22 protein-coding genes are annotated in these 22,790 nt (G+C 51.0%); 4 read left to right on the plus strand and 18 right to left on the minus strand.

The window, feature by feature from the left end:
* Positions 1 to 52 precede the first annotated feature (52 nt).
* Together mmuM and mmuP are read right to left on the minus strand one after the other, a co-directional pair.
* Positions 53 to 1,069: a homocysteine S-methyltransferase gene (gene mmuM, locus ACSR9A_RS05210; RefSeq protein ID WP_473756043.1), complete on the minus strand. Its 1,017-nt coding sequence runs from the start codon at positions 1,067 to 1,069 to the stop codon at positions 53 to 55.
* Positions 1,070 to 1,236: 167 nt separating this feature from the next.
* Positions 1,237 to 2,610, minus strand: coding sequence for an S-methylmethionine permease (mmuP, locus tag ACSR9A_RS05215; protein WP_473756044.1), 1,374 nt, complete (start codon positions 2,608 to 2,610; stop codon positions 1,237 to 1,239).
* Positions 2,611 to 3,032: 422 nt separating this feature from the next.
* On the opposite strand from mmuP, the gene ACSR9A_RS05220 reads away from it, so the two are divergent.
* From ACSR9A_RS05220 to ACSR9A_RS05230, 3 genes are all read left to right on the plus strand, one after another.
* On the plus strand, positions 3,033 to 4,010 hold the full coding sequence (locus ACSR9A_RS05220) for an iron-hydroxamate ABC transporter substrate-binding protein (protein ID WP_473756045.1): 978 nt from the start codon (positions 3,033 to 3,035) through the stop codon (positions 4,008 to 4,010).
* Positions 4,011 to 4,091: 81 nt separating this feature from the next.
* Entirely contained in the window at positions 4,092 to 5,099 is a 1,008-nt protein-coding gene (locus ACSR9A_RS05225) for a FecCD family ABC transporter permease (protein ID WP_473756113.1), read from the plus strand.
* Positions 5,096 to 6,103, plus strand: coding sequence for a FecCD family ABC transporter permease (locus tag ACSR9A_RS05230; RefSeq protein ID WP_473756046.1), 1,008 nt, complete (start codon positions 5,096 to 5,098; stop codon positions 6,101 to 6,103). The genes ACSR9A_RS05225 and ACSR9A_RS05230 overlap by 4 nt, the downstream gene beginning before the upstream one ends.
* A gap of 105 nt (positions 6,104 to 6,208) precedes the next feature.
* Here the strand turns inward: ACSR9A_RS05230 and ACSR9A_RS05235 are convergent, their stop codons facing one another.
* The 7 genes from ACSR9A_RS05235 to ACSR9A_RS05265 all read right to left on the minus strand — a co-directional run bounded on the left by ACSR9A_RS05235 (position 6,209) and on the right by ACSR9A_RS05265 (position 11,908).
* On the minus strand, positions 6,209 to 6,976 hold the full coding sequence (locus ACSR9A_RS05235) for an anti-sigma factor (RefSeq protein WP_473756047.1): 768 nt from the start codon (positions 6,974 to 6,976) through the stop codon (positions 6,209 to 6,211).
* A gap of 2 nt (positions 6,977 to 6,978) precedes the next feature.
* Positions 6,979 to 7,548, minus strand: coding sequence for an RNA polymerase sigma factor (locus tag ACSR9A_RS05240; RefSeq protein ID WP_473756048.1), 570 nt, complete (start codon positions 7,546 to 7,548; stop codon positions 6,979 to 6,981).
* A 60-nt stretch (positions 7,549 to 7,608) separates the two neighbouring features.
* Positions 7,609 to 8,430 (minus strand): cupredoxin domain-containing protein, encoded by an 822-nt coding sequence (locus ACSR9A_RS05245; RefSeq protein WP_473756049.1) that lies wholly within the window; start codon positions 8,428 to 8,430, stop codon positions 7,609 to 7,611.
* A 28-nt stretch (positions 8,431 to 8,458) separates the two neighbouring features.
* Positions 8,459 to 9,145 (minus strand): plastocyanin/azurin family copper-binding protein, encoded by a 687-nt coding sequence (locus ACSR9A_RS05250; protein ID WP_473756050.1) that lies wholly within the window; start codon positions 9,143 to 9,145, stop codon positions 8,459 to 8,461.
* Entirely contained in the window at positions 9,103 to 10,020 is a 918-nt protein-coding gene (locus ACSR9A_RS05255; protein WP_473756051.1) for a COG4315 family predicted lipoprotein, read from the minus strand. Before ACSR9A_RS05255 ends, ACSR9A_RS05250 begins: the two co-directional genes overlap by 43 nt.
* 184 nt (positions 10,021 to 10,204) lie before the next feature.
* Positions 10,205 to 10,372, minus strand: coding sequence for a CxxH/CxxC protein (locus tag ACSR9A_RS05260; RefSeq protein WP_338553732.1), 168 nt, complete (start codon positions 10,370 to 10,372; stop codon positions 10,205 to 10,207).
* A 177-nt stretch (positions 10,373 to 10,549) separates the two neighbouring features.
* Positions 10,550 to 11,908, minus strand: a complete 1,359-nt coding sequence (locus tag ACSR9A_RS05265) for a S1C family serine protease (RefSeq protein ID WP_473756052.1) — start codon at positions 11,906 to 11,908, stop codon at positions 10,550 to 10,552.
* A 286-nt stretch (positions 11,909 to 12,194) separates the two neighbouring features.
* Here ACSR9A_RS05265 and ACSR9A_RS05270 point away from each other — a divergent pair, with 286 nt between their 5' ends.
* The gene (locus ACSR9A_RS05270; RefSeq protein WP_473756053.1) at positions 12,195 to 12,434 is read left to right on the plus strand and encodes a hypothetical protein; all 240 of its coding nucleotides are present in this window, start codon (positions 12,195 to 12,197) and stop codon (positions 12,432 to 12,434) included.
* Here the strand turns inward: ACSR9A_RS05270 and ACSR9A_RS05275 are convergent.
* The 9 genes from ACSR9A_RS05275 to ACSR9A_RS05315 form a co-directional block, all read right to left on the minus strand.
* Positions 12,403 to 13,209: an MBL fold metallo-hydrolase gene (locus ACSR9A_RS05275; RefSeq protein ID WP_473756054.1), complete on the minus strand. Its 807-nt coding sequence runs from the start codon at positions 13,207 to 13,209 to the stop codon at positions 12,403 to 12,405. The genes ACSR9A_RS05270 and ACSR9A_RS05275 overlap by 32 nt on opposite strands.
* Before the next feature lie 45 nt (positions 13,210 to 13,254).
* Complete coding sequence (gene yycI, locus ACSR9A_RS05280) at positions 13,255 to 13,992, minus strand: two-component system regulatory protein YycI (RefSeq protein WP_473756055.1); 738 nt, start codon at positions 13,990 to 13,992, stop codon at positions 13,255 to 13,257.
* Positions 13,993 to 14,006: 14 nt separating this feature from the next.
* Positions 14,007 to 15,368 (minus strand): YycH family regulatory protein, encoded by a 1,362-nt coding sequence (locus ACSR9A_RS05285; RefSeq protein ID WP_473756057.1) that lies wholly within the window; start codon positions 15,366 to 15,368, stop codon positions 14,007 to 14,009.
* Positions 15,368 to 17,212, minus strand: coding sequence for a cell wall metabolism sensor histidine kinase WalK (walK, locus tag ACSR9A_RS05290; protein WP_473756058.1), 1,845 nt, complete (start codon positions 17,210 to 17,212; stop codon positions 15,368 to 15,370). Before walK ends, ACSR9A_RS05285 begins: the two co-directional genes overlap by 1 nt.
* Positions 17,209 to 17,964 carry a response regulator YycF gene (gene yycF / locus ACSR9A_RS05295; protein WP_341280251.1) on the minus strand — a complete coding sequence of 252 codons (756 nt, stop codon included), beginning with the start codon at positions 17,962 to 17,964 and terminating at the stop codon, positions 17,209 to 17,211. The genes walK and yycF overlap by 4 nt, the downstream gene beginning before the upstream one ends.
* A gap of 210 nt (positions 17,965 to 18,174) precedes the next feature.
* Positions 18,175 to 19,743, minus strand: a complete 1,569-nt coding sequence (locus ACSR9A_RS05300; RefSeq protein ID WP_473756059.1) for a peptidoglycan DD-metalloendopeptidase family protein — start codon at positions 19,741 to 19,743, stop codon at positions 18,175 to 18,177.
* A gap of 143 nt (positions 19,744 to 19,886) precedes the next feature.
* The gene (locus tag ACSR9A_RS05305; RefSeq protein ID WP_473756060.1) at positions 19,887 to 20,726 is read right to left on the minus strand and encodes a hypothetical protein; all 840 of its coding nucleotides are present in this window, start codon (positions 20,724 to 20,726) and stop codon (positions 19,887 to 19,889) included.
* A gap of 98 nt (positions 20,727 to 20,824) precedes the next feature.
* Positions 20,825 to 21,373: an NADPH-dependent FMN reductase gene (locus ACSR9A_RS05310; RefSeq protein ID WP_473756061.1), complete on the minus strand. Its 549-nt coding sequence runs from the start codon at positions 21,371 to 21,373 to the stop codon at positions 20,825 to 20,827.
* A gap of 93 nt (positions 21,374 to 21,466) precedes the next feature.
* Positions 21,467 to 22,753 (minus strand): adenylosuccinate synthase, encoded by a 1,287-nt coding sequence (locus ACSR9A_RS05315; RefSeq protein ID WP_473756062.1) that lies wholly within the window; start codon positions 22,751 to 22,753, stop codon positions 21,467 to 21,469.
* Positions 22,754 to 22,790: the final 37 nt, after the last annotated feature.

Here is a 22,790-nt window from a genome sequence, read left to right on the forward strand (position 1 = left end):
GCTCTATTACTCAGTAATATCAATCAGACTCCGGCTTTCGCAAATAAGCATCTCAAGCTCGCCATTTCCTCGCGATCGCTTCAATCTGCTGCGGTGAAGTCCGGCAGCAGCCTCCAATAATACGGGCGCCGGCTTCATACCAGCCTTCCGCTTCCTCAAGGAAGCTCGGGCAGCTGCCTTCGCCATGCCAAGTCTTCGTCTCCGGATTATAGCTTTCCCCGGAATTCGGATAAACAATAACGGGCTTCTGCGAGTGCGTGCGAAGCACCTTAATCGCCTCCGTCACGACAGCGCCGGGGGCGCAGTTCATGCCGATCGCGGCAATCTGCTCGCTTTGCGCGAAGGCAGCCGCGCATTCCGCCAGCGAAGTGCCTTCGCTGATCGCCGTTTCATTTTTCAATGAAAACGACAGCCACGCATACACGCCCGGAAATTCCTTCAATAAAGCATCCAGCACTCTAGCTTCCTGAAGAGAAGGAACGGTCTCGAACGCCAATAGATCCGCACCAGCTTCAATAACCGCTGCCATTCTTGGACGGTGAAACTTCGTCAGTACCTCATCCGTCACGCCATAGTTGCCGACGTACTCCGAGCCATCCGCCAAATAAGCGCCATATGGCCCAATGGAAGCAGCAACGAGCGGCTTCGGTCTATTCGTGGCAAGAACACCAGTCCCAGATGAAAAATCACCGTTACCCTCCTGAGCAGCACTTGCATCCGCACCCTCTTGCTCCCAATAATCATCACGCGCTTTCCGCGCCAGCTCTACTGTGCTCTTGATCAGCTTCAAAGCTTCCTCTTCGCTAAGCCCGCGCTTGCGAAAACCATCCACCGTCGCCTGATAGCTTGACGTCGTCGCGCAATCCGCTCCTGCGCGGTAATAATCCAGATGCACCTGATAAATCAGCTCAGGCTGTGACAGCAGCACCTGCGCTGACCACAATGCATCATTCAAATCGCAGCCATGCCGTTCCAACTCCGTCGCCATTGCGCCATCGAGCACCATAATCTCATGCTTCTGTAAAATATCTTCTATAACATTGTGCGCAGTACCGTTAGGCTTTCCCATAACGTTTTCCTCCCCTTTTCCTACTATCTATCCATCTCTTTTTCTTTCAGCTCTATATTTCCCGTCACTTCAAGTAACCTCAAGTCACTTGAAGTCACTCTAAGTCACTTCAAGTCACTTCAAGTCACTTCAAGTCACTTCAAGTCACTTCACGCCTGCCTCACTCACTACTTCTTCACCCGATAAAACGCATAATAGCTAATGTAGCACAGCGCAATAAACGGAACCCCGCAATACAGCGCAATTCGCTGTGTCGGATCAAACGCGATGCCGATGCAGGACGCTAAGCACAACAGAAACGAAGCAATCGGCACAAAAGGATACCAAGGCGTCCGATACGCTAGCTTGTCCACCGAGTTCCCCTCTCGAAGATACTGTCTGCGGAACATAAACTGCGAGGCGCTAATGCTCATCCACACGACGACAACTGCCAGCCCCGATATGGATACCAGCGCAATATACACCGTGCCCGGCGCAACAATACTGGAGAGCAGCGCAAGCCCGCCACCCATCATACTCAGAATGACAGCATTCAGCGGCACGCCATGCTTCGACAATTTTGCGAACAAAGGCGAAATGGTCTTCTTATCGGCCAGCGACCACAGCATCCGCGAAGACGCATACAAGCCCGAGTTCGCCGCCGACAAAATCGCGGTCAAAATAACAAAGTTCATCACATCCGCCGCATACGGCACGCCAACCCGCTCCATTACCGTCACGAAGGGACTTTCCGTTACCCCCGCCTCCGACATAGGCAGCAAGGCTGACAGCACAACAATCGTTCCAATGAAAAAAATAACGAGACGAAACAGCGTCGTGCGAATCGCTTTCGGAATCGTCTTCTCAGGATTCACCGATTCTCCCGCTGCAATCCCGATCAACTCCGTGCCGGAGAAGGCGAAATTCACCGCCAGCATCGTCAATAAAATCGCAAAGGCTCCATTTGGAAACCACCCTGCGCTCGTAATATTGGATAATAAGGGTGCTGGCTCCGAATCCGCCATTGGCACAATGCCGAACATCGCTCCCGCTCCGATGACAATAAACAGCACAATCGTTAAAACTTTTACAGATGAGAACCAAAATTCCGATTCCGCGAAAAACCGCACCGATCGTGCATTTAAGACAAATATTAACGCAGCGAATAACGCGCTCCAAATCCAGACATTAACCGAAGGGAACCAGCGCTGCATGAGCAGCCCCGCCGCCGTAAATTCCGAGCCTAACGCCACCGTCCAGGTGAGCCAGTACAGCCAAGCGACGGTGTAGCCCGTTGCGGGACCGAGATATTTTGCCGCATAGCTGTGAAACGCTCCCGTCTCCGGCATATGTACCGACAGCTCGCCCAAGCACAGCATAACGAGATATACCGCGATGGCGCCAACCAGATAGGACAAAATCGCGCCAAACGGGCCCGCCTGCTGAATCGTGTAACCGGAGCTTAGGAACAGGCCCGTCCCAATAACACCGCCAAGAGAGAGCATAACGATATGCCGCGCCTGCATTTTCCGCTGAAACTGCTGCTTACTTCCACTGTCCACGTTCATTCTCCTAGGTATCAAATTCAGAAAAGCGCAAACGGCACCCGCCGTCCTCTGGCGGCAAAGCTACCGTTTTGCGGGTAAAATATAAAAACACACTCCCTTTCGAAAAAGAGTGCGCCACTAACGAATCCACGGATTCGCATTAACAGATTTTAATAATCTCTCGCCCTGCAACAAGTTACCTTCAATATATCGAGCTGTCAGGTTCATGTCAATGTTAATATTGACCGACATCTTGACAAGCAGAGCAACACGCATTAAAATTTGCAAGTGTGATGATGAGAATCATTATCAACAATTTGGCTTAAAGACTTTGGGGGTCTTGCCGCATTACAGTCATTCACAGTATTTTGAAGTTTTTCGAGTCCGTCAAAATGATTTACAGACGCCACGGCGTTAAAACAAAGGAGAGAATTTCATTGAAGAAGCTTTTTCTGCCATTCCTACTTATCCTTATGCTCGTGATTAGCGCTTGCAGCAATAATGCAGCATCGAACGGCAAAGGCAGCAATGCAGCGGCATCTACTGCACCATCGGAATCACCAGCAGCCAGCGATGCAGCGGCTTCCACAGATCCAGCGGCAACGGGAACGATAACGTACCAATCGGAGCAAGGTCCTGTCGAGGTACCGGCAAACCCGCAGCGCGTAATCGTGCTTTCCTCTTATGCGGGTAACGTGATGGCGCTGGGTGTAAACCTCGTCGGCGTAGACGACTGGTCCAAGATGAACCCTAACTTCGAAGAGACATTGAAGGATGTTGAAGCGGTAACCGACGAAAGCCTGGAGAAAATCATCGAGCTTCAGCCAGACCTGATTATCGGCCTATCCACCCTCAAAAATGTGGACAAGCTGAAGCAAATCTCCCCAACAATTACTTACACCTACGGTAAAGTGGACTACCTGACACAGCAGCTCGAAATCGGCAAGCTGCTCAACAAAGAGAAAGAAGCAACTGCTTGGGTCGAAGACTTTAAGGCTCGCGCTCAAAAAGCCGGCGAAGACATTAAAGCGAAAATCGGTGCAGCTTCCACCATTTCCGTTATTGAAAGCTTCGATAAGCAGCTTTATGTGTTTGGCGACAACTGGGGACGCGGCACTGAAATTCTGTATCAGGAAATGAAGCTGAACATGCCGGAGAAAGTAAAAGAAATGGCATTGAAGGACGGCTATTACGCCTTGTCCGCTGAAGTGCTGCCGCAATATGCGGGCGACTATGTTATTTTCAGCAAAAATCCCGATGCCGACAACGCGTTCCAGAACACCGATACGTATAAAAATATTCCTGCCGTGAAAAATGGCCATCTCTACGAAGTCAATGCGAAAGCCTTCTACTTCAACGATCCGATTACGCTGGAATATCAGCTGGAATTCTTCATTAAGAGCCTGCTGGGCTAATGCTTCATCCATATATGTTGAAGGAACTCTTCCTGCAAGAGTTCCTTCTGTATGCTGACGGAAGGAACGGATGAGATACTGATGAAGAACAAGAAGCGCTCCATCCCTTTTATTTTCAAACTGATTGGCTGTCTATTCATCTTTGTCGTCTTATTTGTACTATCGCAAATTTATGGCGCGGCAGATGCTACCGCCAAGGATGTATGGCTGGCGATTGCTTCAGATGAGGTGAGCGACAGCATTCTCATCATTCGTGAGCTGCGGCTGCCGCGTGAGGTAGCCGGTATTTTGGTAGGAGCCGCGCTCGCTGTGGCTGGAACCATTATGCAGGGCGTTACCCGCAACCCGCTTGCTGATCCGGGACTGCTTGGCCTGTCCTCGGGGGCGAGCATGGCGCTGGCACTTATCCTAGCTTTTGCTCCAGGCGTAGGCACGTTCGGCATTATGTTGGCCTGTTTTTTTGGCGCGGCGCTGGGCGCTTCTCTCGTTCTGCTACTTAGTGCCATGCGCAGAGGCCAGCTGTCCCCTACCCGAATCATTCTTGCCGGGGCGGCGGTATCTGCTTTTCTGTACGCCGTATCCGAAGCGGTCGGTCTTTATTTTAAAATATCCAAGGATGTGTCCATGTGGACGGCTGGAGGGCTAATTGGTACGACGTGGGATCAAGTTCAAGCGATTTCTCCCGTTATTATTATTGGGGTTGTAATCGCACTGCTGCTCTCGAAGCAGCTCACCATTATGAGTCTCAGTGATGATGTGGCCGTTAGCTTGGGCCAACGGCTCGTGCTGATTAAAGCCTTATTGTTCGTTGTCGTTATTGTGCTAACTGGCGCATCGGTCGCCCTTGTCGGCAATATCGCCTTTGTCGGCCTCATGATCCCACATATTGTCCGTACTTTCGCGGGCACCGATTACCGTGCCATTATGCCCTTATCCGCCATTACAGGCGCTTCTTTCATGCTGCTGGCCGATACGATGGGGCGTACCATTCATGCGCCATACGAGACGCCCGTTGCTGCCATTGTTGCGATGATGGGTTTGCCTTTCTTCCTGTTTGTCGTAAATAAAGGAGGGGGAAAACGCTCATGATTCCAACTGCTCTTATTCGAAAACAACGGCTCATCGTCCTGTCCAGCTTGCTGCTTATTGTTGCAACTGCCATTGTCAGCATGGGCCTAGGCGCTTCGTCACTGTCCTATAATCGGCTCATTCCGGTCCTGCTCGGCGATGGGGTGTTTAAAGAAAATTTCGTACTGTTCTCAGTACGGATGCCGCGCATTATTATTACGCTGCTCGCAGGCATGGCACTAGCTTTGTCCGGCTCTATCCTGCAAAGCATTACGCGCAACGATCTTGCCGATCCCGGCATTATTGGCATTAATTCAGGCGCGGGCGTCGCCATCGCGATCTTTTTTCTTTATGTTCCGATAGATGTCGGCTCATTCGTCTATGTTTTGCCGCTGGTCGCTTTTATCGGCGCGGTCATAACAGCGGGGCTGATCTATTTGTTCTCCTACCGCCGTTCGGAGGGACTGAACCCCGTCAAGCTTGTTCTGACCGGTGTCGGCTTCTCGCTCGCGCTGTCCGGCATTATGATTGTCATTATTTCGGCGGCAGAACGACAGAAGGTGACGTTTATTGCCCAGTGGCTGGCGGGAAGCATTTGGGGGACCGATTGGCCGTTCATTTGGTCGCTGCTGCCGTGGCTCGCCATCTTGATTCCATTCACGCTGTACAAATCCACGCGCCTGAATCTGCTTGGACTTGGTGAGCCCACCGCCATTGGCGTCGGCCTGCGGGTCGAGCGCGAGCGTCTCGTCCTACTGCTGACCGCTGTCGCTCTTGCTGCCTCAGCGGTAGCTGTGACCGGCGGTATCGCCTTCGTCGGCCTTATGGCGCCGCATATCGCCAAGTCGCTTGTCGGCCCGCGCAACCAGCTGTTTATCCCCGTCGCCATCTTGATGGGCGGCTGGCTCCTCCTGCTGGCCGATACAGTCGGACGCAATCTCGTCGATCCGGACGGCATTGCCGCAGGCATTATGGTTTCGCTAATCGGCGTACCTTATTTTGCTTATTTGCTGCTCAAAAAATAAAGCTAGTCACCGTTTAAAGGGGCTGCCCCATAAGTCATGAAAATGACTCCGAGGCGCCCCTTTTGCTGCATACTCTATATTCACTGCGGTCTCACCTGCTACTTGTTAGACTGAGCGGTATATTTGCTTGCCCCTTGGCTGCGCGCCCTGATCATCCGGTTCCAGCGTAATACCGATGGAGTCAAATGACAGCGTCTCCGATGCTAGGGGGACGGCCAATACAGCAACACCCTGATCGTTGGCGACACGCATCGTTCCGGCGCTTTGGCGAACGCCATCCTTAACCATCCATACTTGATAAGACTCTTCGCCAATTGTTTTTGCAGCACCAAACAAATAGACAACAAACTGCGTATTTTGTCCGCTTCCCACAACGCACACTACGCCTGAGCTCTCCCCCTGCTGCGCGACCGTCTCCAACAGCACCATTTGCTGTATTTCGGCTGCGGGCAAGCTCAGCGCTTGATCAATGGACAGCGGAAGGCTTGATTTTTCCTGATACAACCATACATTCCCGAGCAAGCTGGCTGTCAGCATGATCAACAGCAAAACGGCCGATACGGCCATATATGATCTTTTCCTTCGCTTACGCCAGCTTATCCTGTTTGTCCCGTCCATCTTGTTTGTTTGTTCCGCTCCCTGCTGCTCCTCAGCCGCAAGCACCGCATCCATAACCTGCTGCTTCAAATCCATTGGTGGCTCCAACCATTCCATATCGACAGGAATTGCCTCCCATGCCATACGCAGCTCTTCCATTTCGACCTGACAAGCTTCACAGCCGGAGAGATGCCGTTCAAAGGCAAGCTGCTCCTCCTCGGTGCAAGTTCCTGACAGAACCTCTAGCGTCAAATCACAAAGCTTCTTTTCCTCCACTGTCATCCCTCCCCTTCAACTGCCAGATGTCTGCGTAATATTTTTAATGCTTGATGCAATCTGCTTTTGACTGTTCCAAGCGGCTCCTTATAACGGGCAGCTAACTCGCTCAGGCTATATCCATGCCAATAAAAATGCTCCAGAAGCTCTATTTGCTGTTTCGACAGAAAGCGATAGGCGCTTTGGAGCTGAGCCTTCAGCGATTCACGCTCCACATATTCCTCAGGTGAAGCAGCCCGTTTATCAACGAACTGCTCCAGCTCCTCTGGGAGATAGGAAATGATATCAGCCTCCTGCCTGCGCTGCTTACGCAGCCAATCCGTTGCCAGGTTGCGGGTTATCGTCAGCAGCCAGCTCTTAAATTGCCCTTTTTCTGAATGGTACTCCGATTCGGTCGTCCACAGCCGTACAAAAACAGATTGTACAATCTCACGGGCGGCCTGCTCGTTACTCACCGCTTTTCGGGCAAAGGAATATACCAATGCCGCATAACGGTCATACAACTCGGACAAAGCATCATGCCGCTTTCGCTTTACGAGCAGCATCAGTTCATAATCGGAATGATTCCGCATACCGCAGGGCCCCCAAGTCGGCATAGTTATAATTATTCATCTTTCTACTAAAGCAAATGGTCAGCTGGCCGTCACCTTAATTAAGCCCGTCATGCCTGGGTGAGGGGTGCAGAAATAGCTGAAATCTCCCTCTTTATCGAAGGTAATGATCTTTTTTTCACCTTCGCCGAGCAGACCCGTATCAAAAGATTTATCATCCGCGGTTGCTGTATGCTTCATTTTATCCCGATTAATAAACGCCACCTTGTCTCCAACCTTAATATCCAATTCGGCAATCGAAAACGCAAAGTCTACAATTTCAACGACATGCGTAACGCTAGCAGGCTCTGCCTTCGGCGTCTCTGTAGGCTTGGCAGATGCCGGTGTTGAGCTGCTGGAACTCGCCTCTGGTGTAGCAACAGGCTTAGGGGTTGGCTTAGGCGTTAGGGTTGGCTTATTTACGCTCACCTTGTCCTGCGGACTCGCAGATGCTGCTGCATTGCCGCTTTTAGCTGTCGTTTCTTTTGCACTAGTGTCCTTGTGAGCCGATGTCGTGCCGCTTCCACTCCCTGTTGTTTCATCCTTCTTCGCCGTTGACGGCTTGTCTGCATTTTCTGCAGCTATTTCATCTGGTTTATCGGTTTGGGCTGTATCGCTTGGTTTAGCTTCATGTTCTTTATGAGGCTGATTCTCCGTTTTAATCTCTGCGTTGCCGTTTTGGGTGTTAGTCTCAACATTTGTCTCAGTTGCTGTTCCTGTCTGATTTCCTTCTGGTGATGCTTCCATTGTAGGACTGCTGCTGCTTGCTGGCACCTGATTAGCATCAGATTCCGAAGATGTACTCGAGCTTCCACAAGCAGTTAGAATCAACATCGCAGCCACCGTCAGCCAAGAAGCTGACATTCGAATATGCTTTATAATAGTCTATCCCTCACTTTACAATAATTTGGCCGGTCATAAAACTTTTGTGGGGCTCACAAAAATAATCATACGTTCCTGGCTTATCCAGCTTAATGGAAGCCGATTCACCTTTGCCAATCAGCGGAATGGCGAAGGTTCCGTCCTTGGCCACTGCGTTATGCTTCATATCGTCCAGGTTGGTGAAGATGATCGTCGATCCAGCCTCCACCGTTAACGGGCCAGAACCAAATGAAAAATCCTTAATATCAACACGATACGTTTTGGCTGTCGATGCAGCTGAAGCAGCCGCTTCCCCGGCAGTAGTACCTGTAAACTTCGCCGGATCGATTACGAACCAAACGTTATTCACATCTTGCCCCATCGTATCGCCATGAGCTTTGTCAGCAATAAACGTATACAACGGATATCCTTTATAGGTTGCCTGAGTTGTTCCGTCCACTCGCTTGATGGAGCCAAAATCAGCTTTGGACAAGGTGGATGGTACACTGCCTCCTGCTATGCTATATGCTGGCCAATTAACAAGACATTGGCCTTCACATACGCTTGTCTGTGGAGCATCGTTGTCAAAATAGTACAACGTGCGTCCCATGCTATCTGTCAAATAATGACCCAGCACGCTGTTCGTTCCAAGCATTACGGAATAATCCGGCTTGGCTACAAACCAAACATCCGAAACCGCTTCACCCTGTACATCCACTGCTTCGTACCGTCCTTGCGTGTAAGCATAGTGAAATCAGCTGCGTTAAGAGATGTCGGAATTTGCAAACTCTCAGAGGTAAATATAGGCCAATTTTCAATACATGAGCCTGTGCAAGCATTCAGATCCTGCGCATCCTTCGTGAACAAATACAAGGCGCGTCCTTTTCCGTCAGTGAAATAGGTGCCCAGCTTCTCATTTGAGCGCAAGGCAATCTGCTCGCTGCTGGCCAGCGCCGTGTCCTTAATAACACCTTCCGCCTTCAACCTATCGAGTAGCGAATGACCATGAGCTGTAGTCGCAGAGAGTGCTTCGATCAGCGCAGTAGCGATATGGCTGTTGGTCAATGCGGCAGTTCCGGAAATCTGGACAAGACCTTTGCCAGCGGCAAATGATTCGGTGAGTTTGTATTGGAAGTCACTCCCTACTTTGTAGCCCATTGATTCCAATATCGCCTTATACAACTGCTGCGAGCTGATCGGTGAGAGCGGGTCGAACTTCGCTCCACCCGAGCCGGACCATCCTGCTTGCGGATGATCCTTTAAATAAGCAAGCACCGGCTGATTGCTCTTTCCTGCCAGACTGGCATCCGCAAAGGTACGGCTGCCTTTATAGGCGAGCGCTTCCGCAAGCTTACCTTGCAGACGAAGCGAAATAAGCGCTGCCTGGATTCGGGTGCTCTTTTTGGCCAGATAAGCCGCGTTCACACCTTTTCCCTCTCCAACCAGTAAGCCTAGCGACTCCGCCGTTTGAGCATAGGTCTGTACCTGCTCGCCCGCCTTCTGACCTTCCTCCGCGGCAGTGGCCGTGGCAAATGGCATTACAAGGAATGCACAAATTACAAAAGCGACAATCAAGCTTTTTCCTTTTCTCATTTCATCATTCTCCCATCTAAAAATAGCTTCTATTAAGAGATAACGCCCAATATGCAAACCCGGTTTGCCCTTTCATCAAAAAAAAGAAAACATTAAAAAAAGAGCCCTACTCAAAGTCATAAAAATGACTGAGAAAGGCCCTTTATCTTCATCCTATTTTCAATAATTAATAATTGAACTCATGCTATACGACAAGAAACAGTGCCCCATCCTCGCATAAATCGCATTTGCGCGGCGGGTCCCAGTCTGCAAATTCCGTTTCCTTCAAATCTACGATATCCGGCGCGTCCTCGTACTCATCAACGAACTTATCGATCGCTAGCTCCACGTGTTTTTTGCATACACAATACATAGTTGGTTCGCTTCCTCTTCTGCTTGATTTAATCAGGGTGTTGTCCCTTTGCCTTCCGTTAGCATAACAAACAACCTGCATAATGTGAAGCCAGAACCTATCAGTCAGAAAAAAAAGAGCCGCCGCAACAGGCTTCCTCCCTGTTCACGACCGCTCTCCCTAATAGGATGACGATTTTTATTCTTCCACCTTATCGGTTAAATCCAATTGCGCCGTTGTCAGCTTGCCGTCCCGGTAGAAGGTCACTTCCACCTTGTCGCCGATATGCTTCTTGGAATAAAGGTACTTCCGCAGCTCCATCGTACTGCCAACGGCCTGCTTATCCAGCTTGACGATCACATCGTTGAAGACGAGGCCAGCATCCTTCGCTGGACCAACCGCCTCGAGCACGATGACGCCAGCACGGACATCCTCCGGCAAAATAAGCTGCCCCGCTCCTTCAGCCTCTTCATCGCTGCCATCCTTCGAGCTGCCAGCTTTCCCGCCAGCTTTCCCGCCAGCGCTACCGCCCTGCTGTGCAAAATATTGCGCCAAGTCCATCGTGTACACGCCCAAATACGGACGCGGCACATAGCCTTTTGCGAGCAAATCGCTTACGATTGGCATCGCATTGTTCGTCGGAATGGCGAAGCCGAGACCCTCCACGCCGATATCTGCGATTTTCATGCTGTTGATGCCGACAACCTGACCATCGAGATTAATGAGCGGGCCGCCGCTGTTGCCTTGGTTGATGGACGCATCCACTTGAATAACCTCTTGCTCCCAATCATAGTTGCCATCCTGGTTCAGCGAGACAGGCACGATTTGACGTGTTTTGCTCACGATACCCATCGATAAGGAATCGCCCAATCCGAGCGGATTGCCGATGGCAATGACGAATTCAGCCGGCTGCAGGGCAGAGGAATCGCCAATTTCTGCAACGGTATCAATGCCCTTGTCGTCGATTTCCAGAACAGCCAGATCAGAAATTTGATCTTCGCCAACCATTTTCGCCGCGCGCTGCTCGCCGCTAATGAGCGTCACTTTAAGCGCATCCGCATCGACGGTGACATGATAGTTTGTCATAATATAGGCTTTGCCATTTTCTTTTTTGAAAATAAACCCTGAACCAACGCCAGCCTGCTGCAGGCTGTTCTTCTCCGTGCTGTCTTTGCTTTCAGCCTTGCTGCCTTCGCCTTCTTCATTTGGAACGCCCATGCTGAAAACCTGCCGCTGTTCATTAATCACGCTGACAACTGCCGGCCTAACCTTCGCCGAAGCCTGAATCGTCTTCATTTCCAGCGATTCGCTGTCACCCGACATCTTCGCCGTGGAAACCGCCTGCACTTTGGCGCTGCCGCCAACTCCACCATTAAAGAACAGCCCGAACAGCAGCACAGCCGCTATTGCGCTCGTAGATGAAGAGATAAAGGCAATGCGCACACTGGACCAATTCCGCCTCGTCTGCTTGCTCGACAAGATGCGCCGCTCCTTGCTGAAGGCGCGTGTGCGTCTGGATACTTTCGTCGAATAGAAATCGTCATCGAATAATCCCATATCTATCTCTCCTCTCGATGTCCGGCCGACATCAAGACTATTTGGTATATCTCTCGATCCAAATCAATGCTGCTAGGAATAATTTCGGAAGATTGGACTACAATAATAATAGATTACAATTTGCAGCCAAGCGTAAACGGCTGTCGCCGTCCTCTGGCGGTAAAGCTAACGTTTCGCGGTGAAATATAAGCGGAGTATAAGGGGAAACTTATACATGCTTATATTTTGGAAAAATCATTTTAGGACGATCAGCTTTCTATTTCATTGCCAAAGGAGCTTGATTTTAATGAAAAAACCTTCTTCCATCCCATCCGCTTGGGAGCACGTGCAGCTCGGCGCAATGCTCGCAGATTTGAAAGAGGAGCACTATCGTACCGTTCTAACCTTAAGCGCTTTGCTAGAGCTTCTGCTAGAGAAAGGCATTATCACACTAGAGGAATTACAAGCCAAGACTAGCCAGCTTGACGGGCAAATGGATGAACAGCTTCAGAAGCTTATTTCTTCTTCACTTCGTCCCATGGCGTAGGCTTGTCGTGATACGTATGCCGCAGGGGGAAGTCCTCTTTTTTGAAGAAAATCCCGTTGTCTTCTAATATATTATTAACGGTTAGCATCGCTAAGTCCATTAAATTATGATCAAGGCTAAGATGGGCCAAATACACCCGTTTTGTCCGGTCAGTCAGCAGCTCGCAGAGCGCTTCCCCAGCCGCTACATTGGATAAATGTCCGACGTCGCTTAAGATGCGCCGTTTCGTATTCCATGGATAACGCCCCATACGAAGCATCTCCGTATCATGATTGGATTCCAGCACCAGCACATCCGAATCGATGATCGCCTGCTTCACCTTATCGCTCATATAACCTAGGTCGGTCGCCAGACTCAGCTTAACGCCCTGATCGACGAACGTATAGCCAACCGGCTCCGCAGCATCATGCGAAATCGGAAAAGACTGTATTTGCAGCGATCCAAAATTAAGCGTATCTCCTGTCTCGATCACGATGCGCTTATCGGCATCGATTTTGCCAACATGCCGCTCCATCGCGCCCCAAGTCGCTTCATTCGCATAAATAGGCAGCTCGTGCTTGCGCGCAAAGGCGCCGAGCCCTTTAATATGATCGGAGTGCTCATGCGTGACGAACAGCGCATCCAGCTGATGGCCGAACACTCCGCGCTCCTTCATGAGCTCCTCCATTTTTTTGGCGCTAAGCCCCGCATCGACGAGTACCATCTTGTCGCCATTATTGATAATTGTGCCATTCCCCGTTGAACCGCTTGCCAGTACTGTAAACCATAGTCCCATTTCCGCCTCGTCCTATCCTTTCTCCCTCTTGAGCATGGCAAGTACCTACTGCTCCTTATCCTGGGCAACCTCACCGCTTACCGCATGGATATAATAAGGGCGGTCCGCATCCTCTACTAGTACTCGCCAATAAGGCGCGGATACTTGCATGTCCGTATCAAACGTCTGTCCATGATAGCCAAGCTGAATATCGGTAATAACCGAGCCATCCGGCAAATTCCGCTCAATGAACGGCGCTACCGCCTTCGCTGCCGGCAGCACCGTCTGCTGCTTCGCATCATTGCTATCCAGCACCTCAATGCGCGACTGCTTAAAACCCGTAATTTTCTGATTGCTGTAATACAGCTCCAGCTTGACCTCGAACAGCGGCCGGTTATCGACCATCCGGTACAAGACGAACACGCCTGCCTTACTGCCGAGCGGATCGAAAGCGTATTGTTCAATGTCCGGAATTTGATTGCCTAGTGCAGCGAGCAAATCCTTTTGCGAGAAGACGATTCGTCTATCCACTGGCGTCTCCAGCTTCACAAGCTCCTGTTTCTCCAGACTTAGCGACTTGAGCTGGTAGGTTAAATCACGCATGCTTGGCGTTTCAAGCGGCAAGTTGGCGTTCAGCTCGATGCGCTTCTGCTTCATCACCGCGACGGTGTCTGGCGGAAGCTCCGCTGAGTGATTGTTAATGTCCAGCTGCTCCCGCACCTCCAGCCATACCTGATAGCCAAGCAAAATATTAAGCAGCAGGAAGCTGCCGATTAGCACACTTTTCGCTCTGCTCCAATCCAAACGCCTCTCACCTCCTACTTCGCCGCTCCAGCCGATCCTTCAGCATCGGTCGTTACTTCCATCGGAACGTAGCCTGTTGGATAAGCCTCCATCAGCACTTCCTGCGTGCCATCCGCAAGCTTCACACCCCATACGGGGACAAAATCCAGCTTGCTGCCTTCCTTCGGCACCGCCTGAAGTGCCGGGAACAGACTTGTGACCTCAGATAGCTTTGCATAATGCTTGAGCGCACCCCGCAAATCATCGCCACCCGGCAAATAACGCGATTCCCGCGTTTCTGCTTGATTGCCAAGCGTAATCAGCGAACGATTGTACTCCGTCACCACGCCCTGCTGCAAAATCAGCCGAATCCAGCCATACTGAAAGCCCGCCGCCTCCAAAACCGGATATTGCTCCAAATACTGCTGGAACAGCACCGTTCTGCCCAGCTTGCTGTCCGCATCCAGTACAGGATTAACGAAGCGATGCGTGCCATCCCAGCCGCCATGCTGATTTACAAACTCCACTGCGGCATACACATTATCGCTCAAAATATTATCTGCGCTCTTTGACGCCGCCGGATCGGTATAAATCATCCAGTTGCCGCTCTGCTCCACTTGAAGCCCGCGTTTGCCATCGGTATAGATTTGTGCGCCGCTGCGATCCTTAAGCGCCTTCGTCGTACCTGGATCGAAGAACAGATTGCGCTGCACCACATCTGCCGAATAAATCGTATATGGATACACGATTTCCACCGCCTGAAGCGGCTTATCCGGAATATACAGATCGCCGTCCGCATACTGATAATTCGTCTGATATTCCCCGAAGCCGACGTAATCCTGCACATCGCGAACCGTCAAATCGGCCTGAACCGATTCATAGACGATATCGCCACCCTCGCTAAAGAAGAAGGTTCGCACCTCTTCCGTATTGCTCGTTTTGAAAATCCAGATGCGGTCAATCGTCTCATTCAAAAACATAATGTCGCCCTGCACCTTCAGCAGCTTGCGCAGCAAATCAACCGGTACGCCATTTTGGAAGCGCAGCTCCACACCCGCATCCTTTTTCCGCACCTGCTCCCAATCCATGACATCGATTGGACTCCGCTGAAATCCTTTAAACTCGCGACCCTGTATGCGGTCCTTGAGAATCATATTATAGAAGGTCATGCCCGGATACAGCACCGTATGCTTGTCCCCGCCAAAGTGGATGATCAGCTCATCGGGAAAAACAACATTTTCCACCGTCGTCTCTTCACCAAGCGGCTCCGCATTAATGTAGTCCTGCTCCGTCCGTACCGTAGCCCCAAGCCCTGGCATGCTGTAAGCGAGGAAATAGCTTTGTATGAGACTGAAGGCGACCAAAAAAATTAATAGCATCGTTTTCGCCCGTTCCATTAGCTTCGCTCACCGTCCTCTTCCAGCATCGGCAGCGTGAACGTAACCGTCGTCCCGACATTCAGCTCCGAATCAAGCGAAATCGTGCCGCCATGCGCTTTGACGATTTCCCGGGCAATGGACAAGCCTAGCCCTGTTCCGCCCATATTGCGCGAGCGGGCCTTGTCTACGCGGTAGAACCGATCGAAGATCTTTTGCAAATCCCGCTTCGGAATACCGATTCCCGTATCCTTGACGCTAATCGCGATTAACGATTGCTCCTGTTTGCGGGCGCTTAGCTGAATTTTGCCGCCGTCCAGCGTATATTTAATCGCATTGGAAAAAAGATTATCCAGCACCTGATCAATCTGATCCCGGTCCAGCCAAGCCTCTTTCAGCTCGCTATCGACCTCAATAGAAGCCCGAATCGACTTCTGGCGCAGCTGGAACGAGAACCGATCCGCCACCTCGTCGAGCATATCGTGGATGTTCGTCTGCCTGCGCCGCATGGGCGCCTGATTGGAATCCAGCCGTGACAAATGCAGCAGGTCGGACACGAGCCGAATCATTCGCTCCGTCTCATTGCTGATAACGCCGACGAAACGCTCCGACAGCTCCCGCTCCGCTAGCGCCCCGTCATTCAGCGCCTCTGCATAGCTCTTGATCGTCGTCAGCGGCGTCCGCAGCTCATGGGAGACATTCGCAACGAACTGCCTGCGCGACTGCTCCAGCTTCTCCTGCTCGGTGACATCCTGCAAGACGACAATGGTCCCCGTCGTCCCTTTATCCCGGCGGTGAATGGGCGTAAAGGTGACGCGCATTATCCCTTCCGCCTCATCCATTTCCGCTTCCTCGCCGCGATCAAGAATGAGCGTCTGCTCCTTGCCCTGCCTCAGCTCGTCCAAGCGCTGCTGAGGCAGCGACAGCAGCTCGGTCAGGCTGCAATTTTCGCAGCTTTTGCGATCAAGCATTTCCAGCGACCGCCGATTCCAGACGATGACCTTCCCGTGTTCATCCGCTGCAATAACGCCATCGCTCATATTCGAGAGAATGGAATTCAGCTTCTCATTCTCCTCTTCATTGACCGACAGCGCCTCCTTCAGCCGGATCGTCATATCGTTAAACGCCATGCTGAGCCGCCCAATTTCATCATCGCCCAGCACCGGCACCTTGAAATCGAACTTCCCTTCAGCGACCGCTGCCGCCTGCCGGGTCAGTCCTTGAATGGGGCTCGTGATCGTATGGGCAAGCAAAATGCCGAGCACCCCCGTCAGCCCCAAAGCGAGGAGCGTTCCCGAGAAAAAAATCTGATTGACCCGGTTCACCGTGTCATACAGGCTGTCCATCGACGCGACCATATAGACCGCGCCGAGCACATTGTCATTGTCGTTGCCTGTTACCGGCAGCGCAATGATCTTTTTCCGGACATTATTTTCGTCAATGATCTCTTCCTCGTTCTCTGGAATGCCGACCAATGCCCGGCTCACCGCGAGCGACGGATTTTTCTTGCCTACATACGATTCCGGCACCTGAACAGACGTCGCAACGATCTTGCCATTCGCATCGAGCACCTGCACCTCTGTGCCGCTTATGCTGAACAAGTTGCGAACGACGAGGCTGAGCCCTTCCGCGCTTTCCACATTCGTATCCAGATCACCGCCTGGCTTGATCGACAAGTGGCGCGCCGCCAGCTTGGACAAAATATCGGCCTGCTCCTTGAGGTTGTTCGTGAAGCTGTCCGTCAGCGAAGTCTTGACCGTGCTAATGAAATAGACGCCAATCAACTGCATCGCCACCAGAATCAGCAGCAAATAAATAATGACCAGCTTCACCTGGATCGTGCGAAAAAATCGCCGCACCATCATACGTAACCGTAACCTCCCGGCTTCGTGCTTCGCATCATATAACCCAGCCCGCGCCGCGTCATAATGAACTCCGGCCTGCTCGGATCATCCTCGATCTTCTCACGCAGCCTGCGGATTGTTACATCCACCGTCCGCACGTCGCCAAAATATTCAAAGCCCCATACCGCCTGCAGCAAATGCTCCCGCGTCATGACCTTGCCGCTGTTGCGCGCCATATAATAGACAAGCTCGTATTCCCGGTGCGTCAAATCAAGCGGCTGGTTGTCCTTGTAGACGACATACATATCGGTATCAATGAACAAATTAAACAGACGCAGACCCTGCTTCTCCTGCTGTTCGTCCTGTCCGCCATCCGAGCCTCCCGCACTTACCGTAACCTCTGCCGACTTCTGCTGCCGTCTTAGATGAGCCTTCACTCGTGCCAGCAGCTCGCGGGTGCTGAACGGCTTCGTCACATAATCATCCGCACCAAGCTCAAGGCCCAGCACCTTATCGATTTCCGTATCCTTCGCCGTCAGCATAATGATCGGCATATGCAGCTTCGCGCGAACCTCGCGGCACACATCCATGCCATCCTTCACCGGAAGCATCAGGTCGAGCAGCATTAAATCCGGTTTCTCTGCAAAAGCAAGCTCCACAGCCTGTCCGCCATCGAAAGCACAAATAACCTCGTAGCCTTCTTTCTCCAAGTTGAACTTCAATATATCTGCAATCGGCTGTTCGTCGTCGACCACTAAAATTTTACCGTGCATCGTCACACCGCCTGTCGCTTCCTAATTCTGATCTGTTTAATCTTCCCATACTTTAGGGTAAAACCTTATATGCATAGCAATACTATCTTACCATACTGCCATACCCAGTTCCCAATTAAAGTTCCTTCATGCGCCTGAGTTGAAAATAAGAAGAGGAGCGCCCCCGCAAGCTTTCGCTTCGGCTGCACTCCCCTGATAGTATAAGTCCGATTATAAATATTTCAACGGGTTTTGAAGCTCTCCGTCTTTATGAATTTCAAAATGAAGGTGGACGCCGTAAGACCGTCCCGTGTTCCCCATAATACCTAGTGTATCGCCTTTTTCTAATATATCGCCTACGCTGACGCTAATCGAATCCAGATGCCCGTACAGCGTTTCATATCCGTTCTTATGGTCAATAATGACTACGTTGCCGTAGCCGTTCTTCGTGCCCGCAAAACTAACAACGCCATTGTCAGCTGCTGTAATCGTTTTGCTGCCCGTCATGTCGATGCCTTTATGCATCCGTCCCCAACGCTGTCCGAACGTGCTGGACACCGAATAGCTCGATACTGGAGAAGAGAATAAACCCGTTCCTTCACCCAAAATGACCTTCGTGCCCTTCATCATAACGGTTGGAATAGCTTCCGTAATCACCTGCTGGTCTACCAGCTCTTCGCTGATTAGGTAACCATTCTCTTTCACGATTTTGTAGGTTAGGCTCTTGGAGCCGCTGACGCCTGCGCTGATCAGCTTGGATTCTCCAACGCGCATGTCATCATTTTTCTGAACCTCGGTTGGCGGATCGATCGTTACGATCTCCGTCAAATTCTCGGTTGTCCGGACAGAAAGCTCCGGCTGGCGAACCGTAAGATCAAGCACATCTCCAACCTTGATCATATCATCTTCAATGCCTTTGTTATTCTCATAAATCACTTGCGGTGAAATATCAAATTTCTGAGCGATACAACCGACGCAATCGCCTTGCGCTACCGTATATTTCGTTGGTTTAATTGTGCCCTCTACGAGCAGCTTGTACATATCATTGTCTGAGACAATGTCGCTAAGCGAAGTCGATACTGCATCCGTCTCCACCTTCTCTACGAAAGCGACATCCGTCAGTTCCTTGCCTGCCTTAGGTGTATTCTTGTCCGCCTCCGCTTCCTCTGGTGAAAAAGCGAGTGCGCGAACCTTCGTTGATTCCTTCTCCGCCTTCTCTTCCGGTGCATATTTGCTCTGCACACGTGCCAGTACGGCATCTGCTGCTTCTTGGTTTTTCACAATACCGATTACTTTGCCATTTACCTTCACCTCTACGCCAACAGCGTGGGTTGTAAGCAGGCCTTCCAGCTTCGCAAGCGTCTGCTGCGTATCCGGGACACCTTTGTATGCACTTGTACTCGTATATGTAAGTTGACCTGATTCCACCAAGATTGGAATATCCGGCGTTGCCTGCTGTGCTTTGGACGCCTTCTGCTCAAGCAGCGCCCCAACCTCCAGCGGACTGCCGACCGTCCCTACTTCGGTGCCGTTCATATATAAGTGATAATAGTCATTCGTGTTAGCCTTAATATATTGTATACCGCCAATTCCGACTGCTGCCAAAATCGCGATAATTCCGCCTGCAAGGATGATAGGTTTCTTATAGTTAGTAGCTGCTGCTGTTGTCGATGTCGCTTGCACTGCTGCGGTCGGTTGCTGATTGATGCCTTTCGAGTCTTGTGTTCGGAATTGCCGAAAGAACTGAATGGATGTATTCCACGCCTTTCGGATCCGACCCGTTGCCCTAAAATCGGTCATGATCGTCTCCTTCTCGCCTTAATGCCGCTATCTTAATTAGGTCTTCCGAATCATATCAGGGCCCTTTGTCCCGTCAGAACACCCGACTATTACTTTAACATAGCCTTAATACGAGGAGCAACCTCTCCGAATACCGCCTAATATTAATATTTCTTCAGAATACTCATAATTTGCTCGTATTCTTCCTTGCTCAAATGCTGGGCAATGACCTGTTGAAGCTCTGTAAGCTCTTGATCTGTAAGGCCATTTTCCATGTAGCCGGATATCGTCTGCCAAGCTTCTTGGGGCAGCTTGGTCATTAATAATCCGAACAGCTCTGTCTTGTCCGTGTCGCTCATTTGGCTTTTGACCTGATTCAGCTGATCCGTCGTAACCGCTGTTTCCGTACCGTCAATGGAAGAGCCATCTGTACCCGGCTCCGACTCTACTAAAGGCTGCTCTCCATCCACTTCTTCCGTACCGCCGTTCGTCGTACCGCTACCCTCTGTACCGCTTTCCGTGCCGCCTGCGCCTATACCTAAGGCCGCACCGCCGCCCGCTTTCGTCCCGCCGCCAATGCCCATATCAGTAAGCGGCGGCTCCGATTGCTGACCGAAAGCATCGATGGCAAGCGGGGAATCTTCCCCTGCCGCTGCGCCCTCGCCCGAGGAAACCTCTCCGCTGGGCTTCTGAGCTCCCGTCTCTCCTTGCTCAGTCGAGCTGCTGCTGCTCGCCCCTGAGCCATCCTTTTCAGCCTGCGAGGCGCCAGACTGACCCTTGAAGCCTCCTGTGTCCGCCATCAGCGGATCAGCGCCCCACATTTTTCCCCATAATCCAGTCAGCGCCATTGGCTTTACTTCCAGAGGTAAATTATATTGCTTCAAAATCGTATCCACGTAACTGCTCACAATATAGCCCGTCGTCCAAATCGACAAAAAGCTTATAATGATTCCTGCTGCCACCGTTTTCGCCAGCCAGCCTGTCATTTTCCACATGCTCTTCACCTTGCCCTTCCTGCTTGATCCATTCGCATATTGGCTTCTTTTACCATTATGGACAAGAGAAAGGGCACATAACCGCTGCTCAGCGCTGAGAGGCCCTTTTATTCAAGAGAATTGGGCTGTGCCAGATTAGCCAGCATAGCGAGCAGTTGCCGCTTCGTGTCTTCATCCGTAATAACGCCTTCTTTGTTCATCTTGAGAGTGATATGCGGAATAATGACTATGCCTTGATCCACGATAATCGCATTAATCATATTCAGCGTAAGCAGCAGCGAAGCATTGGCTTTATCCCCGCCCATTGGAGATGGCGATGCCGTGACAACCGCCACCCTTTTGTTGACGAATTCGCCAGAGGACACGATCCAGTCGAGCGCATTTTTCAAGGAGCCCGGGACACCATTCCCGTATTCAGGTGTACAGATGAGAACGCCGTCTGCCTCCTTTAGCTGTTTGCGCAGCTCTCTAACCGCTGCTGGCCCTTCCTCTACATCCAGATCAGGATTAAAATGCGGAAGCTCGCCCAGCCCGCTGTAAACGCTGAAACGTACAGGCTCCGCAGCCAGCCCGATAATCGCGCTCATAAGTGCCGTATTGGAAGACTTCTCACGCAAGCTTCCCGAAATCGCCAAAAGCTGAATATCCTTGCTCATTCCACATCATCCCTTTTCATTTATTGTGAAAAAAAAGAAAGAAGACAGCATTCGCAGCTGTCTTCCTCTTTGTTATCCGTCTAGCGGTTTCGTCTATTTGTAAATAGCTACAACCGGATTTGTCTGCTCGCGGTTGCGGCCGACTGAGAAAATCGCAATCGGAATACCTGTCAGCTCCGATACGCGGTTCAAGTAATTGCGCGTGTTCACTGGCAGATCATCCAGCGTTTTTGCGCCAGAAATATCCTCAGACCAGCCTGGAAGCTCCTCATATACCGCTTCGCAATCCGCAAGCATTTTCAGGCTTGCTGGATAGTGCGTAATGATTTCCCCATTATATTTGTAGCCTGTGCAAATTTTAACCGTTTCAATGCCTGTCATAACGTCGAGCGAGTTAAGCGACAGGCCTGTAATTCCGCTAACACGGCGAGCATGGCGTACAACTACGCTGTCGAACCAGCCTACACGGCGCGGACGCCCAGTAACCGTACCGTACTCATGGCCTTTATCGCGAATCAAATCGCCGATTGCATTGTTTTGCTCAGTTGGGAATGGACCATCGCCAACACGTGTTGTATAGGCTTTAGCTACGCCGATAACTTGCTGGATTTTCGATGGGCCTACGCCAGAACCGATACATACGCCGCCAGCGGATGGGTTGGACGAAGTTACGAATGGATATGTACCTTGGTCAATATCCAGCATAACGCCTTGCGCGCCTTCAAACAGCACCTTGTTGCCAGCATCAATCGCATCATTCAGGACAACGGACGTGTCCGTTACATACGAGCGAAGCACTTCAGCATAAGCGAGGTATTCCTCAACGATGCTGTCGGCATTCAGCGGCTCGCCGCCGAATACTTGCTCAATCACTTGGTTTTTCTCGACAACAAGGCGGCGCAGCTTCTGCTCAAACTCTTCTGCATCCATCAGGTCGGCGATCCGAATGCCGTTGCGAGCGGCTTTATCCATGTAGCAAGGACCGATACCTTTGCCCGTTGTACCAATTTTATTATCGCCTTTGCGCGTTTCTTCCAATGCATCAAGTACGATATGATAAGGCATAATGACATGGGCACGATCGCTGATTTTCAAGTTTTCAGTCGAAAACCCGTTTTCTTGAATATAGTTAATTTCTTCAATTAGCGCTTTAGGGTTAATAACCATACCATTACCGATGACACACACTTTATTGTGGTTAAAAATACCCGAAGGTACCATCGTTAATTTATATTTCTTATTGTCAATGAGAATAGTGTGTCCGGCATTGTTACCGCCTTGATAGCGAGCGACGACGTCGGCGCCTTCCGCCAGATAATCGGTAATTTTGCCTTTTCCTTCGTCTCCCCACTGCGTACCAACCACAACAACCGTAGACATAAACATACCCCCGTCCGGTGTATAGACACACCGAAAT

The sequence above is a fragment of the Paenibacillus sp. R-74696 genome, assembly GCF_055814915.1.

Excerpts from the sequence above, each read along its gene's own strand:
- mmuM (WP_473756043.1), bottom strand. The coding sequence starts at position 1,069 with ATGGGAAAGCCTAACGGTACTGCGCACAATGTTATAGAAGATATTTTA.
- ACSR9A_RS05225 (WP_473756113.1), top strand. The coding sequence starts at position 4,092 with ATGAAGAACAAGAAGCGCTCCATCCCTTTTATTTTCAAACTGATTGGC.
- ACSR9A_RS05230 (WP_473756046.1), top strand. The coding sequence starts at position 5,096 with ATGATTCCAACTGCTCTTATTCGAAAACAACGGCTCATCGTCCTGTCC.
- ACSR9A_RS05240 (WP_473756048.1), bottom strand. The coding sequence starts at position 7,548 with ATGCGGAATCATTCCGATTATGAACTGATGCTGCTCGTAAAGCGAAAG.
- ACSR9A_RS05245 (WP_473756049.1), bottom strand. The coding sequence starts at position 8,430 with ATGTCAGCTTCTTGGCTGACGGTGGCTGCGATGTTGATTCTAACTGCT.
- ACSR9A_RS05255 (WP_473756051.1), bottom strand. The coding sequence starts at position 10,020 with ATGAGAAAAGGAAAAAGCTTGATTGTCGCTTTTGTAATTTGTGCATTC.
- ACSR9A_RS05260 (WP_338553732.1), bottom strand. The coding sequence starts at position 10,372 with ATGTATTGTGTATGCAAAAAACACGTGGAGCTAGCGATCGATAAGTTC.
- ACSR9A_RS05265 (WP_473756052.1), bottom strand. The coding sequence starts at position 11,908 with ATGGGATTATTCGATGACGATTTCTATTCGACGAAAGTATCCAGACGC.
- ACSR9A_RS05270 (WP_473756053.1), top strand. The coding sequence starts at position 12,195 with ATGAAAAAACCTTCTTCCATCCCATCCGCTTGGGAGCACGTGCAGCTC.
- ACSR9A_RS05275 (WP_473756054.1), bottom strand. The coding sequence starts at position 13,209 with ATGGGACTATGGTTTACAGTACTGGCAAGCGGTTCAACGGGGAATGGC.
- ACSR9A_RS05285 (WP_473756057.1), bottom strand. The coding sequence starts at position 15,368 with ATGGAACGGGCGAAAACGATGCTATTAATTTTTTTGGTCGCCTTCAGT.
- walK (WP_473756058.1), bottom strand. The coding sequence starts at position 17,212 with ATGATGGTGCGGCGATTTTTTCGCACGATCCAGGTGAAGCTGGTCATT.
- yycF (WP_341280251.1), bottom strand. The coding sequence starts at position 17,964 with ATGCACGGTAAAATTTTAGTGGTCGACGACGAACAGCCGATTGCAGAT.
- ACSR9A_RS05300 (WP_473756059.1), bottom strand. The coding sequence starts at position 19,743 with ATGACCGATTTTAGGGCAACGGGTCGGATCCGAAAGGCGTGGAATACA.
- ACSR9A_RS05310 (WP_473756061.1), bottom strand. The coding sequence starts at position 21,373 with ATGAGCAAGGATATTCAGCTTTTGGCGATTTCGGGAAGCTTGCGTGAG.
- ACSR9A_RS05315 (WP_473756062.1), bottom strand. The coding sequence starts at position 22,753 with ATGTCTACGGTTGTTGTGGTTGGTACGCAGTGGGGAGACGAAGGAAAA.